The organism is Paenibacillus oryzae (assembly GCF_001675045.1).
GTDB classification, from domain to species: domain Bacteria; phylum Bacillota; class Bacilli; order Paenibacillales; family Paenibacillaceae; genus Pristimantibacillus; species Pristimantibacillus oryzae.
Genome location: NZ_LYPA01000080.1, coordinates 58,212 through 73,597 on the forward strand (window position 1 = coordinate 58,212; position 15,386 = coordinate 73,597).

General features: G+C 50.1%; 11 protein-coding genes. 5 read left to right on the forward strand and 6 right to left on the reverse strand.

What is annotated here, in order from left to right:
- The first annotated feature begins 7 nt into the window (after positions 1-7).
- From A7K91_RS24305 to A7K91_RS24320, 4 genes are all read left to right on the forward strand, one after another.
- Positions 8-2,068, forward strand: coding sequence for a hydantoinase/oxoprolinase family protein (locus A7K91_RS24305; RefSeq protein WP_245697802.1), 2,061 nt, complete (start codon positions 8-10; stop codon positions 2,066-2,068).
- On the forward strand, positions 2,065-4,059 hold the full coding sequence (locus tag A7K91_RS24310) for a hydantoinase B/oxoprolinase family protein (RefSeq protein ID WP_068687086.1): 1,995 nt from the start codon (positions 2,065-2,067) through the stop codon (positions 4,057-4,059). Before A7K91_RS24305 ends, A7K91_RS24310 begins: the two co-directional genes overlap by 4 nt.
- Before the next feature lie 34 nt (positions 4,060-4,093).
- The gene (locus A7K91_RS24315; RefSeq protein ID WP_068687087.1) at positions 4,094-5,545 is read left to right on the forward strand and encodes an aldehyde dehydrogenase family protein; all 1,452 of its coding nucleotides are present in this window, start codon (positions 4,094-4,096) and stop codon (positions 5,543-5,545) included.
- A gap of 241 nt (positions 5,546-5,786) precedes the next feature.
- Positions 5,787-6,569: an SDR family NAD(P)-dependent oxidoreductase gene (locus tag A7K91_RS24320; RefSeq protein WP_068687088.1), complete on the forward strand. Its 783-nt coding sequence runs from the start codon at positions 5,787-5,789 to the stop codon at positions 6,567-6,569.
- 112 nt (positions 6,570-6,681) lie between these two features.
- Here the strand turns inward: A7K91_RS24320 and A7K91_RS24325 are convergent, their stop codons facing one another.
- The 5 genes from A7K91_RS24325 to A7K91_RS24345 all read right to left on the reverse strand — a co-directional run bounded on the left by A7K91_RS24325 (position 6,682) and on the right by A7K91_RS24345 (position 12,288).
- Positions 6,682-7,857 carry a sialidase family protein gene (locus tag A7K91_RS24325; protein ID WP_068687089.1) on the reverse strand — a complete coding sequence of 392 codons (1,176 nt, stop codon included), beginning with the start codon at positions 7,855-7,857 and terminating at the stop codon, positions 6,682-6,684.
- Positions 7,858-7,922: 65 nt separating this feature from the next.
- Complete coding sequence (gene pdxA, locus A7K91_RS24330; protein WP_068687090.1) at positions 7,923-8,951, reverse strand: 4-hydroxythreonine-4-phosphate dehydrogenase PdxA; 1,029 nt, start codon at positions 8,949-8,951, stop codon at positions 7,923-7,925.
- A 13-nt stretch (positions 8,952-8,964) separates the two neighbouring features.
- The gene (gene dapA, locus A7K91_RS24335) at positions 8,965-9,861 is read right to left on the reverse strand and encodes a 4-hydroxy-tetrahydrodipicolinate synthase (protein ID WP_068687091.1); all 897 of its coding nucleotides are present in this window, start codon (positions 9,859-9,861) and stop codon (positions 8,965-8,967) included.
- A gap of 16 nt (positions 9,862-9,877) precedes the next feature.
- On the reverse strand, positions 9,878-11,035 hold the full coding sequence (locus tag A7K91_RS24340; protein ID WP_068687092.1) for an iron-containing alcohol dehydrogenase: 1,158 nt from the start codon (positions 11,033-11,035) through the stop codon (positions 9,878-9,880).
- Positions 11,029-12,288, reverse strand: coding sequence for a four-carbon acid sugar kinase family protein (locus A7K91_RS24345; RefSeq protein ID WP_068687093.1), 1,260 nt, complete (start codon positions 12,286-12,288; stop codon positions 11,029-11,031). Before A7K91_RS24345 ends, A7K91_RS24340 begins: the two co-directional genes overlap by 7 nt.
- Before the next feature lie 176 nt (positions 12,289-12,464).
- Here A7K91_RS24345 and A7K91_RS24350 point away from each other — a divergent pair, with 176 nt between their 5' ends.
- Positions 12,465-14,240: a sigma-54-dependent Fis family transcriptional regulator gene (locus A7K91_RS24350; RefSeq protein ID WP_068687094.1), complete on the forward strand. Its 1,776-nt coding sequence runs from the start codon at positions 12,465-12,467 to the stop codon at positions 14,238-14,240.
- Between the two features lie 57 nt (positions 14,241-14,297).
- On the opposite strand, the gene A7K91_RS24355 is transcribed toward A7K91_RS24350, so the two are convergent.
- On the reverse strand, positions 14,298-15,269 hold the full coding sequence (locus A7K91_RS24355; protein WP_068687095.1) for an alpha/beta hydrolase: 972 nt from the start codon (positions 15,267-15,269) through the stop codon (positions 14,298-14,300).
- Between the last annotated feature and the right edge of the window lie 117 nt (positions 15,270-15,386).

Sequence of the window (15,386 nt, forward strand, 5' to 3'; positions counted from 1 at the left end):
AATGTACTTGAGCACATCCAAAATCCGCCTAGGTATCGATATCGGGGGGACCTTTACGGATCTCACCGTATATGAAGAAGAAAGCGGAGCAACCGTCAGCCTCAAAACGCCGACAGTGGCGGGTGACCCTGTGCAGGGAATCGCAAACGGTCTGCTTCTTCTGAGAGAAAAGGGATTGACGGCGGATCAAATCCATTATTTCGTACACGGAACAACCATTGGTTTAAATACATTGCTGCAAAGAAAAGGCGCCAAAACAGCGCTGTTCGTAACGGAAGGTTTCAGGGATATTTTGCACCTGCAGCGTTTACGACTGCCCGTGCCTTATGATTTTCGTTCCAGACTGCCGGAGCCGCTGGTTCCCCGGAGTCTCGTCTACCCCATCGCGGAGCGGATGCGCCAGGACGGCACCGTTGCCCGGGCGCTCGATCTTGAGCAGCTCGATGAAGCAATTGACTCCGCAATCGCGGCCAAGGTCGAAGGGATTGTTGTATGTTTTCTTCATAGCTATAAAAACGCTGAACATGAGCTTGCGGCAGCGAGACGGGTCAAGGAACGTTCGGGAGGCCGTCTGGAAGTAACGACGTCCGCCGAGCTGTGGCCGCAGATGCGCGAATACGAACGCGCCGTCATGGCTGCCGTAAATTTATATATATTGCCGACTTGCAAACGGTATTTTCAAACCTTGGCGGAACGCTTGCTGCTGGAAGGCGTGACGGCGAAGCCTTTTATTACGCAGTCCAACGGCGGACTGATGGATATTGGAACGGCTGCGGAAGCACCGGTACGGACGCTGTTTTCGGGTCCGGCCGGAGGCATTGTCGGCGCGGTTCGGGCGGCGGAGTCCGCTGGCTTGCGCAATGTCATTACGCTGGATATGGGCGGCACCAGCGCGGATATATCCATCATCGAAAATTTGCAGCCGTCTTTTGTACAGAGCAATCATCTCGCCGGTTTTCCGATTATTTTGCCTGCGGTGTCGATTTTTTCGGTAGGCGCGGGCGGCGGCTCCTTCGCCTGGATCGACAAGGGAGGCTTGCTGAAGGTAGGTCCCGAGTCCGTTGGCTCAAACCCCGGTCCGGCCTGCTACGGCTCCGGCGATAAAGCGGCGATGACGGACGCGTTTCTGCTCTGCGGCTATATTAATCCCGACCGGTTTGCGGCGGGCCACGTCAGACTGCATCCCGAGCTGTCGGCCAAGGCGCTTCAGCCGATTGCCGACTATCTGGAATGCGACATTTGGGAAACGGCGGACAAAATGATTCAGGTCGCGGTCGCCAATATGTACGCCGAGCTTAGCGGCATTATCGAGCAGCATGGGCTGGACCCGCGAGATTTTAGCCTGATGGGCTTTGGCGGCGCCGGTCCGGTCGTCGTCAGCTTTTTGGCCGAGGAAATTGGAGCAGATTCAGTGTTGATTCCCCCTAGTCCCGGCACGCTCTGCGCGCTTGGCTCGCTGCTGGCCGACTTTGCTTACGACGCGGTGCAAGCCCGTTACGAGCAGCTGGAGCAAATTCCGCTGTCCCTGCTGCGGGGCGAGTTCCGCAAGCTTTCGGCACAAGCGGAGGCTTGGCTGAACGAGCAGCAAATCAACGGCCTTGAGGGCCATAGCATCCTTTATTTTATGGACATCCGGTATGCGGGACAGGCCTTCGAGCTGGAGCTGCCCATCGAAGAGAAGCAGCTTCGTCGCAAGGATCACCGCAGCATCATCAAGGCGTTCCACGAGCTGCATCAGCGGCAATACGGCCATCATGACGAAAATGCGTCGCTGGAGGTTATTCAACTGCGCGTCCGTATTTTGGGACACACGATCAAGCCTGGAATCAGGAAAATCGGAAAGGCGGAAGTGCCGGCAGAGGTGAAGGGGCAACGACGCATTATTTGCAACGGACGCTCTTATGAAGCGTCTATATATTGGCGTTCGGAGCTGCTTGAGGGCCATGTCATTTGTGGTCCGGCCATTGTGGAGCAGGACGATACGACTGTGCTGGTGCTGGATGGATGGCAAGGCCGGATAGACGGTCACGGCAATCTGGTTCTTCGCAGAGGGGAGGAGACGGCATGAGAACGGACCCGGTAACACTGGAAATTATGCGGAGTTATTTTAATGCCATAGCAAGCGGAATGGGCCATATTATCGAAAGAACCTCCATGACTACTTTCGTTAAGGAATCGGCGGATTTTGCGACCGCTCTTGCGGCTCCTTCCGGGCAGTTTTTTGTTTATCCGCAATCCATCGGGGTAACTATCTTTATGGGCCTTAGTCTGCAACAGGCGATCCAGTCCTGCCGGGAGGAGCTGGAGCCGGGCGACATTATTATTACGAACGATCCCTACAGCACCGACGGACTTGCTACGCATCTTCCCGATGTGCATGTGTTCAAGCCGATTTTTGTGGACGGAGAATTAATTAGCTATGCCTGGTCCTTCGTTCATTGCAGCGACGTCGGGGGTCTGGTTCCGGCGAGTATATCGCCGCTGGCTACCGATATCCACCAGGAAGGCCTGCGCATTCCGCCGGTCAAGCTTTTCCGGGCAGGTAACCCAAACCGGGACGTGTTGTCGTTTCTGGACAATAACAGCCGTGTGCCCGGCCTCAATATGGGCGACATCAACGCAATGGTGGCTGCGGTTAATACGGCAGAAACCCGGCTTCATACTATGGCCCGCAAATTTGGCAGTCAAGCGGTGAAGGACGCCATGCTGGATTTGCTGGAGCAGGGAGAGCAGCGCTCGCGCCAGGTCATCTCCGCCATTCCGGACGGCAGCTATGCATTCGCGGATTATCTGGACGATGATATGGTGTCCGATGTGCCGATTCGGCTTGCGTTAACGTTGACGGTGGAAGGTTCGGAGATGGTGCTGGACTTCACCAAATGCGATTCTCAGGTCAGCACCGCTTTTAATCTGGTGACAAACGGCAAGCCGCATTCCTTTATGCTGCAAGGGCTGATCAACTATATTATCAGCTCCGATCCCTACATCCCCGTCAACGGGGGCATCATTGCGCCGATCAGCGTTATCGCTCCGTGCGGCAGCATAGTTAACCCGGAGTATCCCGCCTCTGTCGGGGTGCGCCATGCTATTACGATGCGGCTGTACAGCGCCGTGCTGGGCGCATTGTCGCAGGCCGTGCCGGAGCTGGTGCCTGCGGCGGGAGCGGGACAAGCCGCAATCGTCGTTTTGTCCACGCCGGGCGAAGACGGCAAATCCCGCGACATGGCGGTTGTTGAGCCCATGGGCGGAGGAGGCGGCGGCCAAAGCGATATGGACGGCGTCGACGGCATCGACCATGCCTCCGGCTTCCTGCAAAATACGCCAATCGAAAGTCTGGAGCAGCATATCGATGTGCTGGTTCACCGCTATGAGCTTCTGCCGGATACCGGCGGCGCGGGCCTGCATCGCGGAGGCCATGCTATCGGTCTGGATTTTGAGATCAGGAAAGCGGAGTCCATCGTGACCGCAAGGGGCCTGGAGCGGATGAGCTTTCAGCCTTGGGGCTTGACTGGCGGCAAGGCGGGTGCGCTGGGCCATATCGTGCTTAATCCGGACGGCGAAAGCAAGCCGATATCCAAAATCAGCGTTCTGAAGCCGGAGCGGGGAGATATCATCAGCATTAGATCGCCTGGAGGCGGCGGCTGGGGCAATCCGCTGGACCGCTCGCCTGAGCTGGTTGTGCGAGAGGTTGCCGACGGCCTGCTCAGCGCGGCGCAAGCTGCTGAACAATACGGGGTCGTCATTGCCGAGCTTGCCAACGATCCCGCCGGCAATCTGTTTACGTGGGATCGTCTGGCGACGGAGGAGCTTCGCGCGGACCGGCATCGGCAAATAGCAGGGATTGTACAGCCGCTTTGGCAGTTTGGAGAAGCGCGCGAGCGGTACGAACGCCGCTTTACGCCTGAAGCCAGCGATGCATTGGCCGTGCTGCTGCAGGAGCTGCCGCCGTCGCTCCGGTGGAACCGCAAGCAGGAGGTTCACAAGCTGGCGGCCGGGCTGGGGGTCGAGGCGGTTACGGCTGAGGATATCGAAGATATTTGGAAACGGTGGAATCTGTAGTACGATGGGGTAAAGGTACAGGAGGGATGGACACATGACGACAACAAGGCGGGAGCTATGGATTAACGGTCAATGGGCTGCGGCTCAACAGCACGCAGCCTTGTATTCGCCCTACAGCGGGGAAGAAATAGCAATCATTGCGGAGGCTTCTCCCGAAGAGGCTGCTGCCGCGATCAAGGCGGCGCATGCCGCTTTCCAGGAGTACCGGCGTTTGCCGGCGTTTCGCCGCAGTGCTATTTTGTATCGCGTGGCGGAGCTTATAGCGGAAAGACGCGAGGAGCTAGCGGCCGTTGTGGAGCTGGAAGCGGCCAAGCCGATTCAGGCAGCCCGCGCGGAAATTAACCGGACGATTGAAACGTACCGCTTCTCTGCCGAAGCGGCAAAGGCGATTACCGGCGAGCAGGTGGTCATGGATGCGGCGGAGGGCGGTCAGAACCGGCTCGGGTTTACGATCCGCGAGCCGATAGGCGTTGTCACGGCCATTACTCCATTTAATTTTCCGTTTAATCTGGTAGCGCATAAGGTTGGGCCAGCTATAGCGGCAGGCAATACCATTGTCGTCAAGCCCTCTGAATACACGCCTCTGAGCGCGCTGCTGCTTGGCGAGCTGTTTCGGGAGGCGGGCTTGCCGGACGGCGTTTTGAATGTGGTAACCGGCAGCGGGGCTGTGCTGGGCGAGACATTGACGTCACATCCCCTTGTGCAGAAGGTGAGCTTTACAGGCAGCCATGCCATAGGCGAAATCATTCAGCGGCAAGCCGGTTTGCGGCGCACGACGCTGGAGCTGGGCTCCAATGCGGCTCTTATTGTAGATGAAGGCACCGATCTGGACGCCGTCATAGACCGCTGCGCGGCAGGCGCATTCGGGTATAACGGACAAATCTGCATTTCGCTTCAGCGCGTAGTGGTGCATCGCTCCTTGTACAGCGCTTTTGTGGAGCGGTTAAGCGCTGCTGCCGCCGCTTTGCCGGTTGGAGCTCCAGACAAAGAAAACACGGCGATTACCTCGCTTATATCCGATAAAGCAGCGGAGCGGGTAACGTCATGGGTGGAGCAGGCCGCTGCCGAGGGTGCCCGTATTGTAACAGGCGGGAAACGGCTTGATGCAGAGGCCGGAGGGCGCAATGTGTATGCGCCGACGGTTTTGGCGGAGGTTTCGCCGTCCTCCAACGTGTGGAGCGAAGAAGTGTTTGGGCCTGTTGTGTCCGTTTTGCCTTTTGATACGCTGGACGAGGCAGTAGCTATCGTGAATGAATCCCGTTACGGGTTATTGGCGGGCATCTACACGCCGAACATCCACCATGCGCTGGAGGCGGCGCGTTGTCTGCATGCCGGGGGCGTCGTCATCAACGACATCCCGACCTTCCGCATTGACCAGATGCCTTACGGCGGCGTGAAGGACAGCGGCAAAGGAACAGAAGGCGTCATGTATGCCGTTCATGAAATGACGCAGCTTAAGCTGATCGCTTTCCATACTGGCAAATAATAATAGAAACAAAGCCCAAGAGAGGCGGCAGCTTGCCCTGATACGGTAAGCGCCCCTCTCTGTTTTATTTCACATTTCTACAAATCGTCGTTTTGTTGCAAAATTTTGCTTTTATGTTGCATTGGGCAGGTCTGATTCATGAGCCGGGGAAGCATCTATGGTAAAATAGCCTTGAAAGAGTTGGACGTGCATATATCGGCTGTGGAAATGAACGTAATCCATTCAGGGAGGCGGAATAAACATGGAATTGGGCTTGCGGAACAAAAGAGCGATTATAACGGGCGGAAGCAAAGGCATCGGGTTTGCTACAGCTTTGCTGCTGGCCAAGGAGGGCGCTCAGGTTGCCATTGTTGCCCGTAATGAGGAGCATTTGCGGGAGGCGTCGGTCCGTATCGAGTCGGAAACGGGCCAATTGCCCCTGGCGATAACCGCCGATGTCTCGAAGGAAGCTGATGTCAAGCGGGCCGTCGCGGAAGCCGTTCAACATATGGGTGGTTTGGACATTCTGGTCAATAATGCCGGTACGTCGGCTGCGAAGCCTTTTGCGGAGGTAAGCAGCGAAGCCTGGGATGCCGATCTGGACCTGAAGCTGTACGGTGCCATACATTTTACAAGGGAAGCCTTGCCGCATATGCGGGAGGCTGGCGGGGGCGCAATCGTTAACGTAACAGCAGTAGGCGGCAAAACGCCATCGGCTTCCTCGCTGCCTACTTCAGTCAGCCGCGCAGCGGGCTTGGCCTTGACCAAAGCGATGAGCAAGGACCTGGCGGCCAATGGCATTCGCGTCAATGCGGTTTGCATTGGCTTGATTCGCAGCGACCAGATTGAGAACAAATGGCGCAATACCGCGCCGGACAAAACGTGGGAGGAATTCGCCCGCGATCCGCGGCACAACATTCCGCTTGGCCGTATCGGCGAAGCCCGAGAAGCCGCCAATGTAATCGGCTTTCTTGTATCGGATGCGGCTTCCTTTGTTACCGGCACCTCCGTCAACATCGACGGCGGCTCCGCTGCTGTTTTGTAACAAAAAGGGGTTGTCCCAAAAAGGTCTAAATAGACCTGAGGGACAACCCCTTGACCTTTTGCGGAGCGCAGCAAGCGGCACATGCCCAGTCATAGCATAATCGGGCTGACGCTTACTCTGAAGCTTCGACCCCTTCGCCGGACGTTGGATTGTACAGACCGTCCGCCTCGCGCTTTTCGCCAAATACGTCACTTACCGAAAAGCGTACATATTTGACGCAAATTCTATTTTTGTAAGCATAAACAAGATGCAAGAGTCCATCCTTCGTCTGATACAGCGTCGGGTATTCGTATTGGGCATTGTTTGTTTTGTTTTCCGCGCCGATAAATCCTTCGGCTGCTTCAAATACACGGCCAATCGGCCATGTTTGCCCAAAATCCTCGGAAATCGAAACGGCCACCGGATTTCTCAAGCCAGGCCAGGCCACTTTGCCAAACTCCGGATTACGTGCCGCGTTTACATTGTAGGCAAGCGCAATTTCGCCGGTTTGAAGCTTGATTGCACTGATGCTTGCGTTATTATTGGGCAAAACGGTTTTTTGCGGCACGGACCACGTATCGCCATAATCAAGCGATTTGCTTGAATAGATATAGTCTGCGAAACGGCTGCGCATAAATGCGACCAGATGGCCTGGCTGCACTTCGATTACATTGGCATGAACGCGTCCGTTGCTTTCGGGCATTCTTACCTTTTTCCATGTTTGCCCCTGGTCGTCGGAGATGCGGAATTCAGTAGGATCATTGGTTAACCCTTCGGCCGAATCCTCGCATAGCCAGGTTGCAAATAACCAACGCCCATTGCTCAAAATTTGAATTTCCTGGCGTGAAAACGTACCTTCCTCTGAAAAAAGCACCTCGGGCTCTCCCCATGTCCGGCCTTCGTCATTCGATTTCTGAACCATAATGATGGACGTAAACTGCATGTTGTCCTTGCCTTCCTGGCGGCTTAGCTGCGAGGTGTAAATTAGCCAGATGGAGCCTTCAGGCGATCTGAAAAACGCCGGATTTTGCTCGCTGCGATCCACGCCCTTTGATACGGTTTCAGGAACGGACCATACTTGCTCTACCGGATCAAGCTTGGACACAACGACCGAAATATCTCCGCTGCCTTCAAAGCTGCCCGCAAACCATGCGCAGAGCAAGCCTCCGTCTGCCGTTTCAATTAAAGAGGGGGCATGCGCCGTTTTATTGCCGCCTGTCGGGATTAAGCCAAAATCAACCATCAGAAACTCATCACGATAAACAACGCCATTGGGTTCAGAAGCTCTTACACTTGGCAAGCTTGTCATTTTATAATCTCCTCCGACTTTTAGACATGATAGGACTTCCAAGGTATGGATGGTTTTCGTAAAGGCTATCGGGTATTTTCGGCAAGCCTGACGGCGTAATCAATGGCATTTTCCAGACTCAGCTCGCTTGCCGTCCATTTGCCCGCCTGGTCAAAGGCTGTGCCATGGTCTACAGATGTACGGATGATAGGCAGGCCCAATGTAATATTTACACCCTCGACCGCCTTCCATGAGCTCGTTTCTTGATCATAGATAAATCCTAGCAATTTCAAGGGGATATGGCCCTGATCGTGATACATGGCAACAACAATATCGAACATTCCGCCTCTAGCTTTGGAAAACAAGGTGTCCGCAGGCAATGAACCAAACGCATGAATGCCTTCTGCTTTAGCTGCTTCAACCGCCGGATTGATATGTTCAATTTCCTCCGTGCCAAAAAGACCGTTTTCGCCGCAATGAGGGTTAAGTCCGGCTACTGCAATTCGCGGCTTGCTGATCCCCAGGTTTTTGCAGGCTTTGTCGGCAATGCGAATGACATCCAATACCCGTTCTTTTGTTGCCCTGTCACAGGCTTCGCGCAAGGATACATGAGTTGAAACATGGACGACGCGCAAATTGCCGTCAGCCAGCATCATCGTATATTTCTCCGTATTGGTCAGATCGCCATAAATTTCGGTGTGGCCCGCATAGTGATGACCCGCAGCATTCATTGCTTCTTTATTTAGCGGATTTGTAACGGTAGCATCAATTTCCTTCGCAAGCGCAAGCTCAATTACTTTTTTGACATAGTGGAAGGCAGCGTCGCCGCCCGTCACCGAAACTTCAGCAATTTGGAAATGCTCCATATCGACAATGCCGAGGTCAATTAAATCAATGGTGCCGTATTGATAGAGACCGTCTCCGGGTTGTTGAATTACGTTTATTTTCAAATTCAATTCAGGATGTTTGGCAAGATAAAAGTCGATGACCGATTGATCGCCTACGAGAAGCGGTCTGCATTGGTTGTACAATTCGGGCTTGGAAAAGGCCTTGAGCGATAGTTCAGGGCCGATGCCAGCCGGATCTCCCATAGTAATCCCGATTATTTTTTTCATGGGCTTGCCTCCTTTATTTCATGCCATTGGTTTTGTTTTGTGCAATCACCTGGCGAAGCGCTTCAAAGCCTTGCCCGGAAAGCTGATTGAATGGCGCGCGGCATGCTCCAACGGGATATCCTAATTCGGCAACGGCATATTTAACGATCGTATTTGGATTGCCGTATTTGAAGCAGTCTCTAAAGGAACGGATGGAGTCTTGATAAAGCCGCGACGATGAAAGATCGCCTGCAACAAACTGCTCGTAAATTTGCGACATGGTGAACGGATAGACATTGGAGCAGCCCGCAACACCGCCCGTTCCGCCAGCCAGCAAGGTCCACAAAATGAGAGAATCATTGCCTGACAATACCGCAAACCCTTCCTGATTCCGTGTTTGCTCGATATATTGAAGGATGTTGTCAAAATTGCCGCTTGAGTCCTTAATGCCGACAATGTTGTTTAGTTTGCTCAGCTTGCCCGCTGTCGCCGGAGCTATGGCATTGCCCGTTCGCGCCGGAATATTGTATAAAACGATAGGCAGGTCCACTTGATCAGCCACGGTTTTGAAATGAGTGTAAAGCTCATCCTGTGAAGCAGCCGCAAATCCGGGCGTAATAATGGACAAGACGTCAACGCCGATTTCCTTAGCCTTAGCCGAAAGACGAATAGTATCCCGTGTGCCGTTTAAGCCTGTTGAAGCATAAACAGGAATACGGCCGGCCACTTGATCAACGGCTGTTTTCATAATGGCACATTTTTCATCCTCCGATAAAATATAGCCTTCGCCGTTTGTGCCAAAAACAAAAATCCCGTGAACGCCATTTTGAATCAAACGTTCAATTTGTACCTTTAACTCATCGTAATTAACGCTTTCATCGTCATTCATTGGCGTAATGATGGGGGCAATAATGCCTTTAATATCGGCCATATGCAGTTCCTCCTGTCTACAATACCTCTAAATAAATATTTCTTGCGTCCTCCGGCGTTACCTCGCGCCTATTGTTAACCAAAAGACGAGTCACCTGCATGCCGGCTTCTACGAGGCCCTCAAGATCATGCTCCGGCACATTAAAGGATTTCAGGCTTGTTGGAATTTCAAGCACCTCAACGATTCGTTCGAGCTCGGCAAGGATTGCTTTAGATTTTTCATCCGCCGCCAATTGGGGATTTCCGCCCCTTACAACACGATCGTATACAACGGCAAGCTGCTCCTTGATGACCGGCTCATTAAAGCGCATAACCGGGGTCAGCAAGATGGCATTTGAAACGCCGTGCGGAATATGATATTTGCCCCCAAGCGGATAAGAAAGAGCGTGGACGGCTGTTGTGCCGGAGGAAGTGATGGCTACGCCTGCGTAGAAAGAGCCAAGCAGCATATTGTTTTTAGCTTTAAGCGCCTCCGGATTCGTACAAGCCTCTATAATATTGTTCATAATTAAATCAAGGGCTTCCAAGGCAAACGTATTGCTAAAAGGATTTGCTTTTGTGGACGTATAGCATTCAATAGCGTGGCATAAGGCATCTACTCCTGTTGCTGCTGCAATCGGCTTTGGCAATTTTTTAATTAAACGGCCGTCCAAAATAACGTAATCCGCAATCATCTCCGGGTTAACGATTCCGACCTTAAGCTCCTTTTCCGGGATTGCAACTATGCTGTTTGGCGTTGCCTCCGCGCCTGTTCCGGCGGTCGTTGGGATCATCAAGGTTGCGACCTGCTTTTTGGCAAGCAGCGGGGAGTCCAGCAAATCCTTTACCGTGTAGTCATCGGTTGCCAGGATAGAGGCCAATTTAGCAACATCCATCACACTGCCGCCGCCAACTGCAATGATGAAATCAGCTTTTTCTTCTTTAAACTGATTGACAATTTCCTGAGCCTGATGGTAGTTAGGCTCTGCGGGTATTTCGGAAATAATCGTATATTCAATACCTTTATGGGCAAGAATTTGTTTAGGGATTTCGGTCAAGCCGGCATTCAAAACGCCCTTGTCCGTAAAAATAACAACCTTTTTAATAGAACCTGCAAGAATGGAGTCCAATTGCTCCAACGCATTTTCACCTGCAAAAATGTTTTTGGGCATTCTCAAGCTATAATCTATCAGCATCGTTGTTCCTCCTGCTCTAGTAGGTTTTTATTCATATCGACAAATAATTCCTTGTTTCCGAATCCGCCCGATTTTGTTATGACCTGAATGGGTTTATCCTTCCACAGCATTTCCGACAAAACGACGCCTTGCCGTATCTCGCAGATGGGTTTAATTTGATTAATCTCTAATACTTGCATGGATTGAAACAAAGTATCGCCGCCTGTAAACAGCAAGGTCCGGTTAACCTGTCGGATTAGCAGCTGCTTGGACAAATTGCCAAGGGATTGCGCGATTCTAACACGAAATTCGGAAGGCGGAATGTCCTTGGATTGTCCGTAGTCCGTTAAATTATTCATTGTATAATGGCTCAGCGTTTCAAAAATGATTACTTCATTTCCCGAAACCGCCCCAAGATAGGCGTTAAGACATTGCTGGCCTTCTTCGCTCTCCCAATAACCGGATTCCAGCAGCTGGCGGGGAGTCAAGGAAAAGCGCTTACATTTATGTGATTCGGCATATTCGATTTGCTGTCTGGTAATAGGGTTAACAGATCCGCTAATCACAATTAACGGTGCGTAAACGGACTCTTTTTGAGGCCTTGTTTGCGGAAAAATGGCACTTGCCAGCACCTTTGCAAACCCGGCGCATCCAATCGTTATGTTTAAAAGATTCCTTTCCTTCAGGGCATTTCTAATTTGAAGCAAGCTTTGGTCTGATTCGCTATCAAACAGCAACAATCCATCGGTTGCTTTGTCGATTCCGGCATAATGAGTTAGTTGAACCTCTATGTTCGCTTCGGCCTTAAGCCTTTTTGGAATATGGCTTTCTGTAACCGGCTCATAGGGATCATGGCCAAACACGCTTTCGGAAACCAATTGTCCGTCGATATAAAGATTGCCATCTCGGACGATGCGATGGATTTCCGGAAAGGCAGGGATAAAAGGAATTTTCTGATTAGGAAAGTGATCCAGAACCGCCTTGATTTCACTGCTGATATTTCCTCTTAAAGCAGAATCAACTTTTTTATAAATGAACGGCACTTGAATGCTTTTGGCTTGTTCCAGAATCAATCGGATGGTTTGCCGGGAAGCATCAAATGACAGATATCGGCTTTCCGTATCCATCACCAAAACTTCCAAATCGTCCTCTAGCGATTTGTAGTCCATATCAAGCTCTGCTGTGACTAAGGTTTTTACGCCAAGATTTGCAAACTGAACGCCCGTATCTAAAGCTCCAGTGAAATCATCAGCGATGATCAGCAGTTTGAGCATCCACTCACCCCCTCTACCTCTTGCTTTTATTGTATAGCCATACCAAAAATTAATTAACCATATACAAAAACAATATGTTTCTTTTTGAAACAATCATTAAAAATAATATCTTTAAATTCAGCCGTGCATTATAATTGTTCATATATGAAACAGTTTTGGGAAAGGGGAGCAGGGATATGGGTAAAAAAATGAAGCTGCTTGGTATAGCGCCTTATGAAGAACTGAATCATTCCATGACGATTGTTGGCAATCAATTCGCGGATGAAATTGATGTTATAATTTATACGGCCGATTTGGAAGAAGGCCGGCAATTAGTATCTGAATTACCGCTAGAGAACTACGATGCCATTATATCCAGAGGCGGCACGGCTAGTTTGATTCATAAATCCGTCTCCATCCCTGTCATTGACGTCTCCATCTCGGTTTATGACATATTGGGCGCCATCAAGCTTGCCAATAACTATACGGACAATTTTGCCATTATAGGCTATCCAAGCATTACGGAAACGGCTCACCTAATCTGCGATATTTTGCAATACAATATTAAAATTATAACTATGGATAATTCCTCGGACGCCGGAGAATTGATCAGCCAATTAAAGTACGAAGGCTGCGAGATGGTGTTATGCGATGCCGTTACTCATAAAATGGCGCTGAGCAAATCAATAAATGCCATATTGATTACTTCCGGAATCGAAAGCATTAAAAATGCCTATCAGCAAGCTATTTCATTGGTGAATGACAGGAAAAAAATCAAACAAAAAAACGAGCTTTTAACGGCAGGCTTTCAAGCCCAATCGCAAAAAATAGCCATTTTTGATAATCAGCGAAGCTGCGTTTTTTCGAACATTGATCCCAAATTAGAGCAATCCATTAGTCATTTTCTTACAACAAAAAAAGACTTTAACGGAGAGCAGCAATTTTATCACACGCATAATACCCAGGTTTATCAGCTGAAAATAAAACAACTCCTACTAGAGGAGGACTATTATCTTTGCGAGGTGAAAAATTCGACGCCTCCGCTTATCAACAATAGCTTTGGAGTGAAATACTACAATAAAGCTGAAATCGAAGAAATTATAAATAAAAAGCTTTTGTTCACATCATTTATACAGGAATCCTCCAAAAGCCAGATCGAGAAATTAGGCTCCTACTACAATGCCATGTTGATTTTTGGAGAAAGCGGCACCGCTAAAACGAGCTTGGCCTATAAAGCCTATCTGGAGCAAAAAAACCATACGAATAATTTGATTGTGGTTCAATCCGAGCTGGTTAATGAACGGACCTGGAAATATTTGCTCAACTCCTCAAACGGCCCTTTAGTGGAGATGGGAAATACCTTGCTGTTTAAAGATATCGAACAAATGAGTATTCACGATGTAGAAAAGCTGCTTGCCATTATTAGCAATACCAAGCTGCTGCAAAAGAACAATATTTTATTTACGTACAGTGTAAAAGGCGCGGATAAAACGAAACACATTTTTAATCTTATTAAAACAAATGTAGATTGCGGCACTATTTATTCACCGTCCATTAACGAACGAAAAAACGAGCTGTCCGGTATTATCACCCTTCTGCTCAACAAAACCAATATTGAATGCAACAAAAAAGTAATCGGCTTTGATCCTAAAGCGATCAAGGAATTGCTTAGCTTTGATTGGCCGGGAAATCTTAATCAATTAGAGCAATGCATTAAAAAGCTGGTCCTGTATTCAAATTCCTATTACATTTCGGAGCATCAAGTGCTGGAATTGTTGAAGCATGAAAGGGCCGAATTGCCGTCCGTCAATATTTCAACGAATCTGACGCAAAATCTGGTTGAAGACAAAACGCTGTTTGACTATACAAGGGAAATTGTTTTGGCCATCCTTGATCAGAACAAGGGCAATCAGACAAAAACGGCTGCGCAGCTAGGGATCAGCAGAACCACCCTATGGCGTTATCTCAAATGAATACCCTCAAAAAAACAAGCTGGCCCCGCTAATGCAGGCTCCAGCTTGTTTCGTTTTTTACAGTCTGTTTAATAAAAACCGGTAAGCCATTTGGTCGGCTTCGCTTCCCATAGTTGGCCCATGGTTAGCTTGGGAAACCGATATATACATTGCTTCAGCATCGGCAGACAGTAAAGCTTTATACAGTATTTCACTTTGCTCCATAGGCACAAGCGGGTCTTGTCCCCCATGCAGGATCAGGATTGGCGGACAATTGCGATCTACGTAGGTGATAGGACTGCATTTTTTCGCCAGCTCCACGTATTTCCAATCCTCGTCATCTGCATTGCCGCTTTCAAGTAATTGATACAGCTCTTTTATTGACTTTTTCGATTTAGACAACCCCAAAATGCTGGATAATACATCATCGGCAGATTGGCTGGTATTGTCTACCTCTGTTCCAGACAGATTATTTGCGGCTGCATGTACATTGCTTTTGATGAACTCGATCAGATCAGTTGGAGCGTAAAAAATCGTTGCTGCCTTTACCGCGCTCGTGTAGTCGAGATTGCCGCCTACGTCGCCCTCCATTTCGCTGCAGTTTGCGCTCATAGCGACCATTGCGGCCAAATGTCCGCCTGCGGAGTTCCCCAATACGCCAATCCGTTCGGGATCAATATGATATTTTTCTGAATTCGCTTTCAAATACCGTATGACGCCCTTGCAATCATGGATACAAGCTGGGAAAGCAGACTGAGTGGACAACCGGTAGGATGGCGATACGACTGTATATCCTTGCTCTACTAATTTTACAAGCTCTCTAAAATAGACGGCTTTTTGAGTGACCTGCTGATATTCTCCATACATCCAGCCGCCTCCAAAATAATAAACGATGCAGGGGCCGGGCTTAGTTTGATTAAGATCCTGATAAATATCCATCCTCAGCGTGTAGGTTTCTCCATTGTCCAGGGTCACATCCGCAAAGGGAACATCTTTGAATCGCGGCGGGCGTCCCGGTGGACATAATGGCTTTTTTGGGGTCTGCTTCATTGTAATTTCATCTCCTGTCTATATAAGCTGAACAAAGGAGTTTCAGCGGTGCGGGCCAGCGTGTGAAAAGTTCTTCCTATCGCACATGTTCCTATTACTTCATCCGTTTTTGCTATC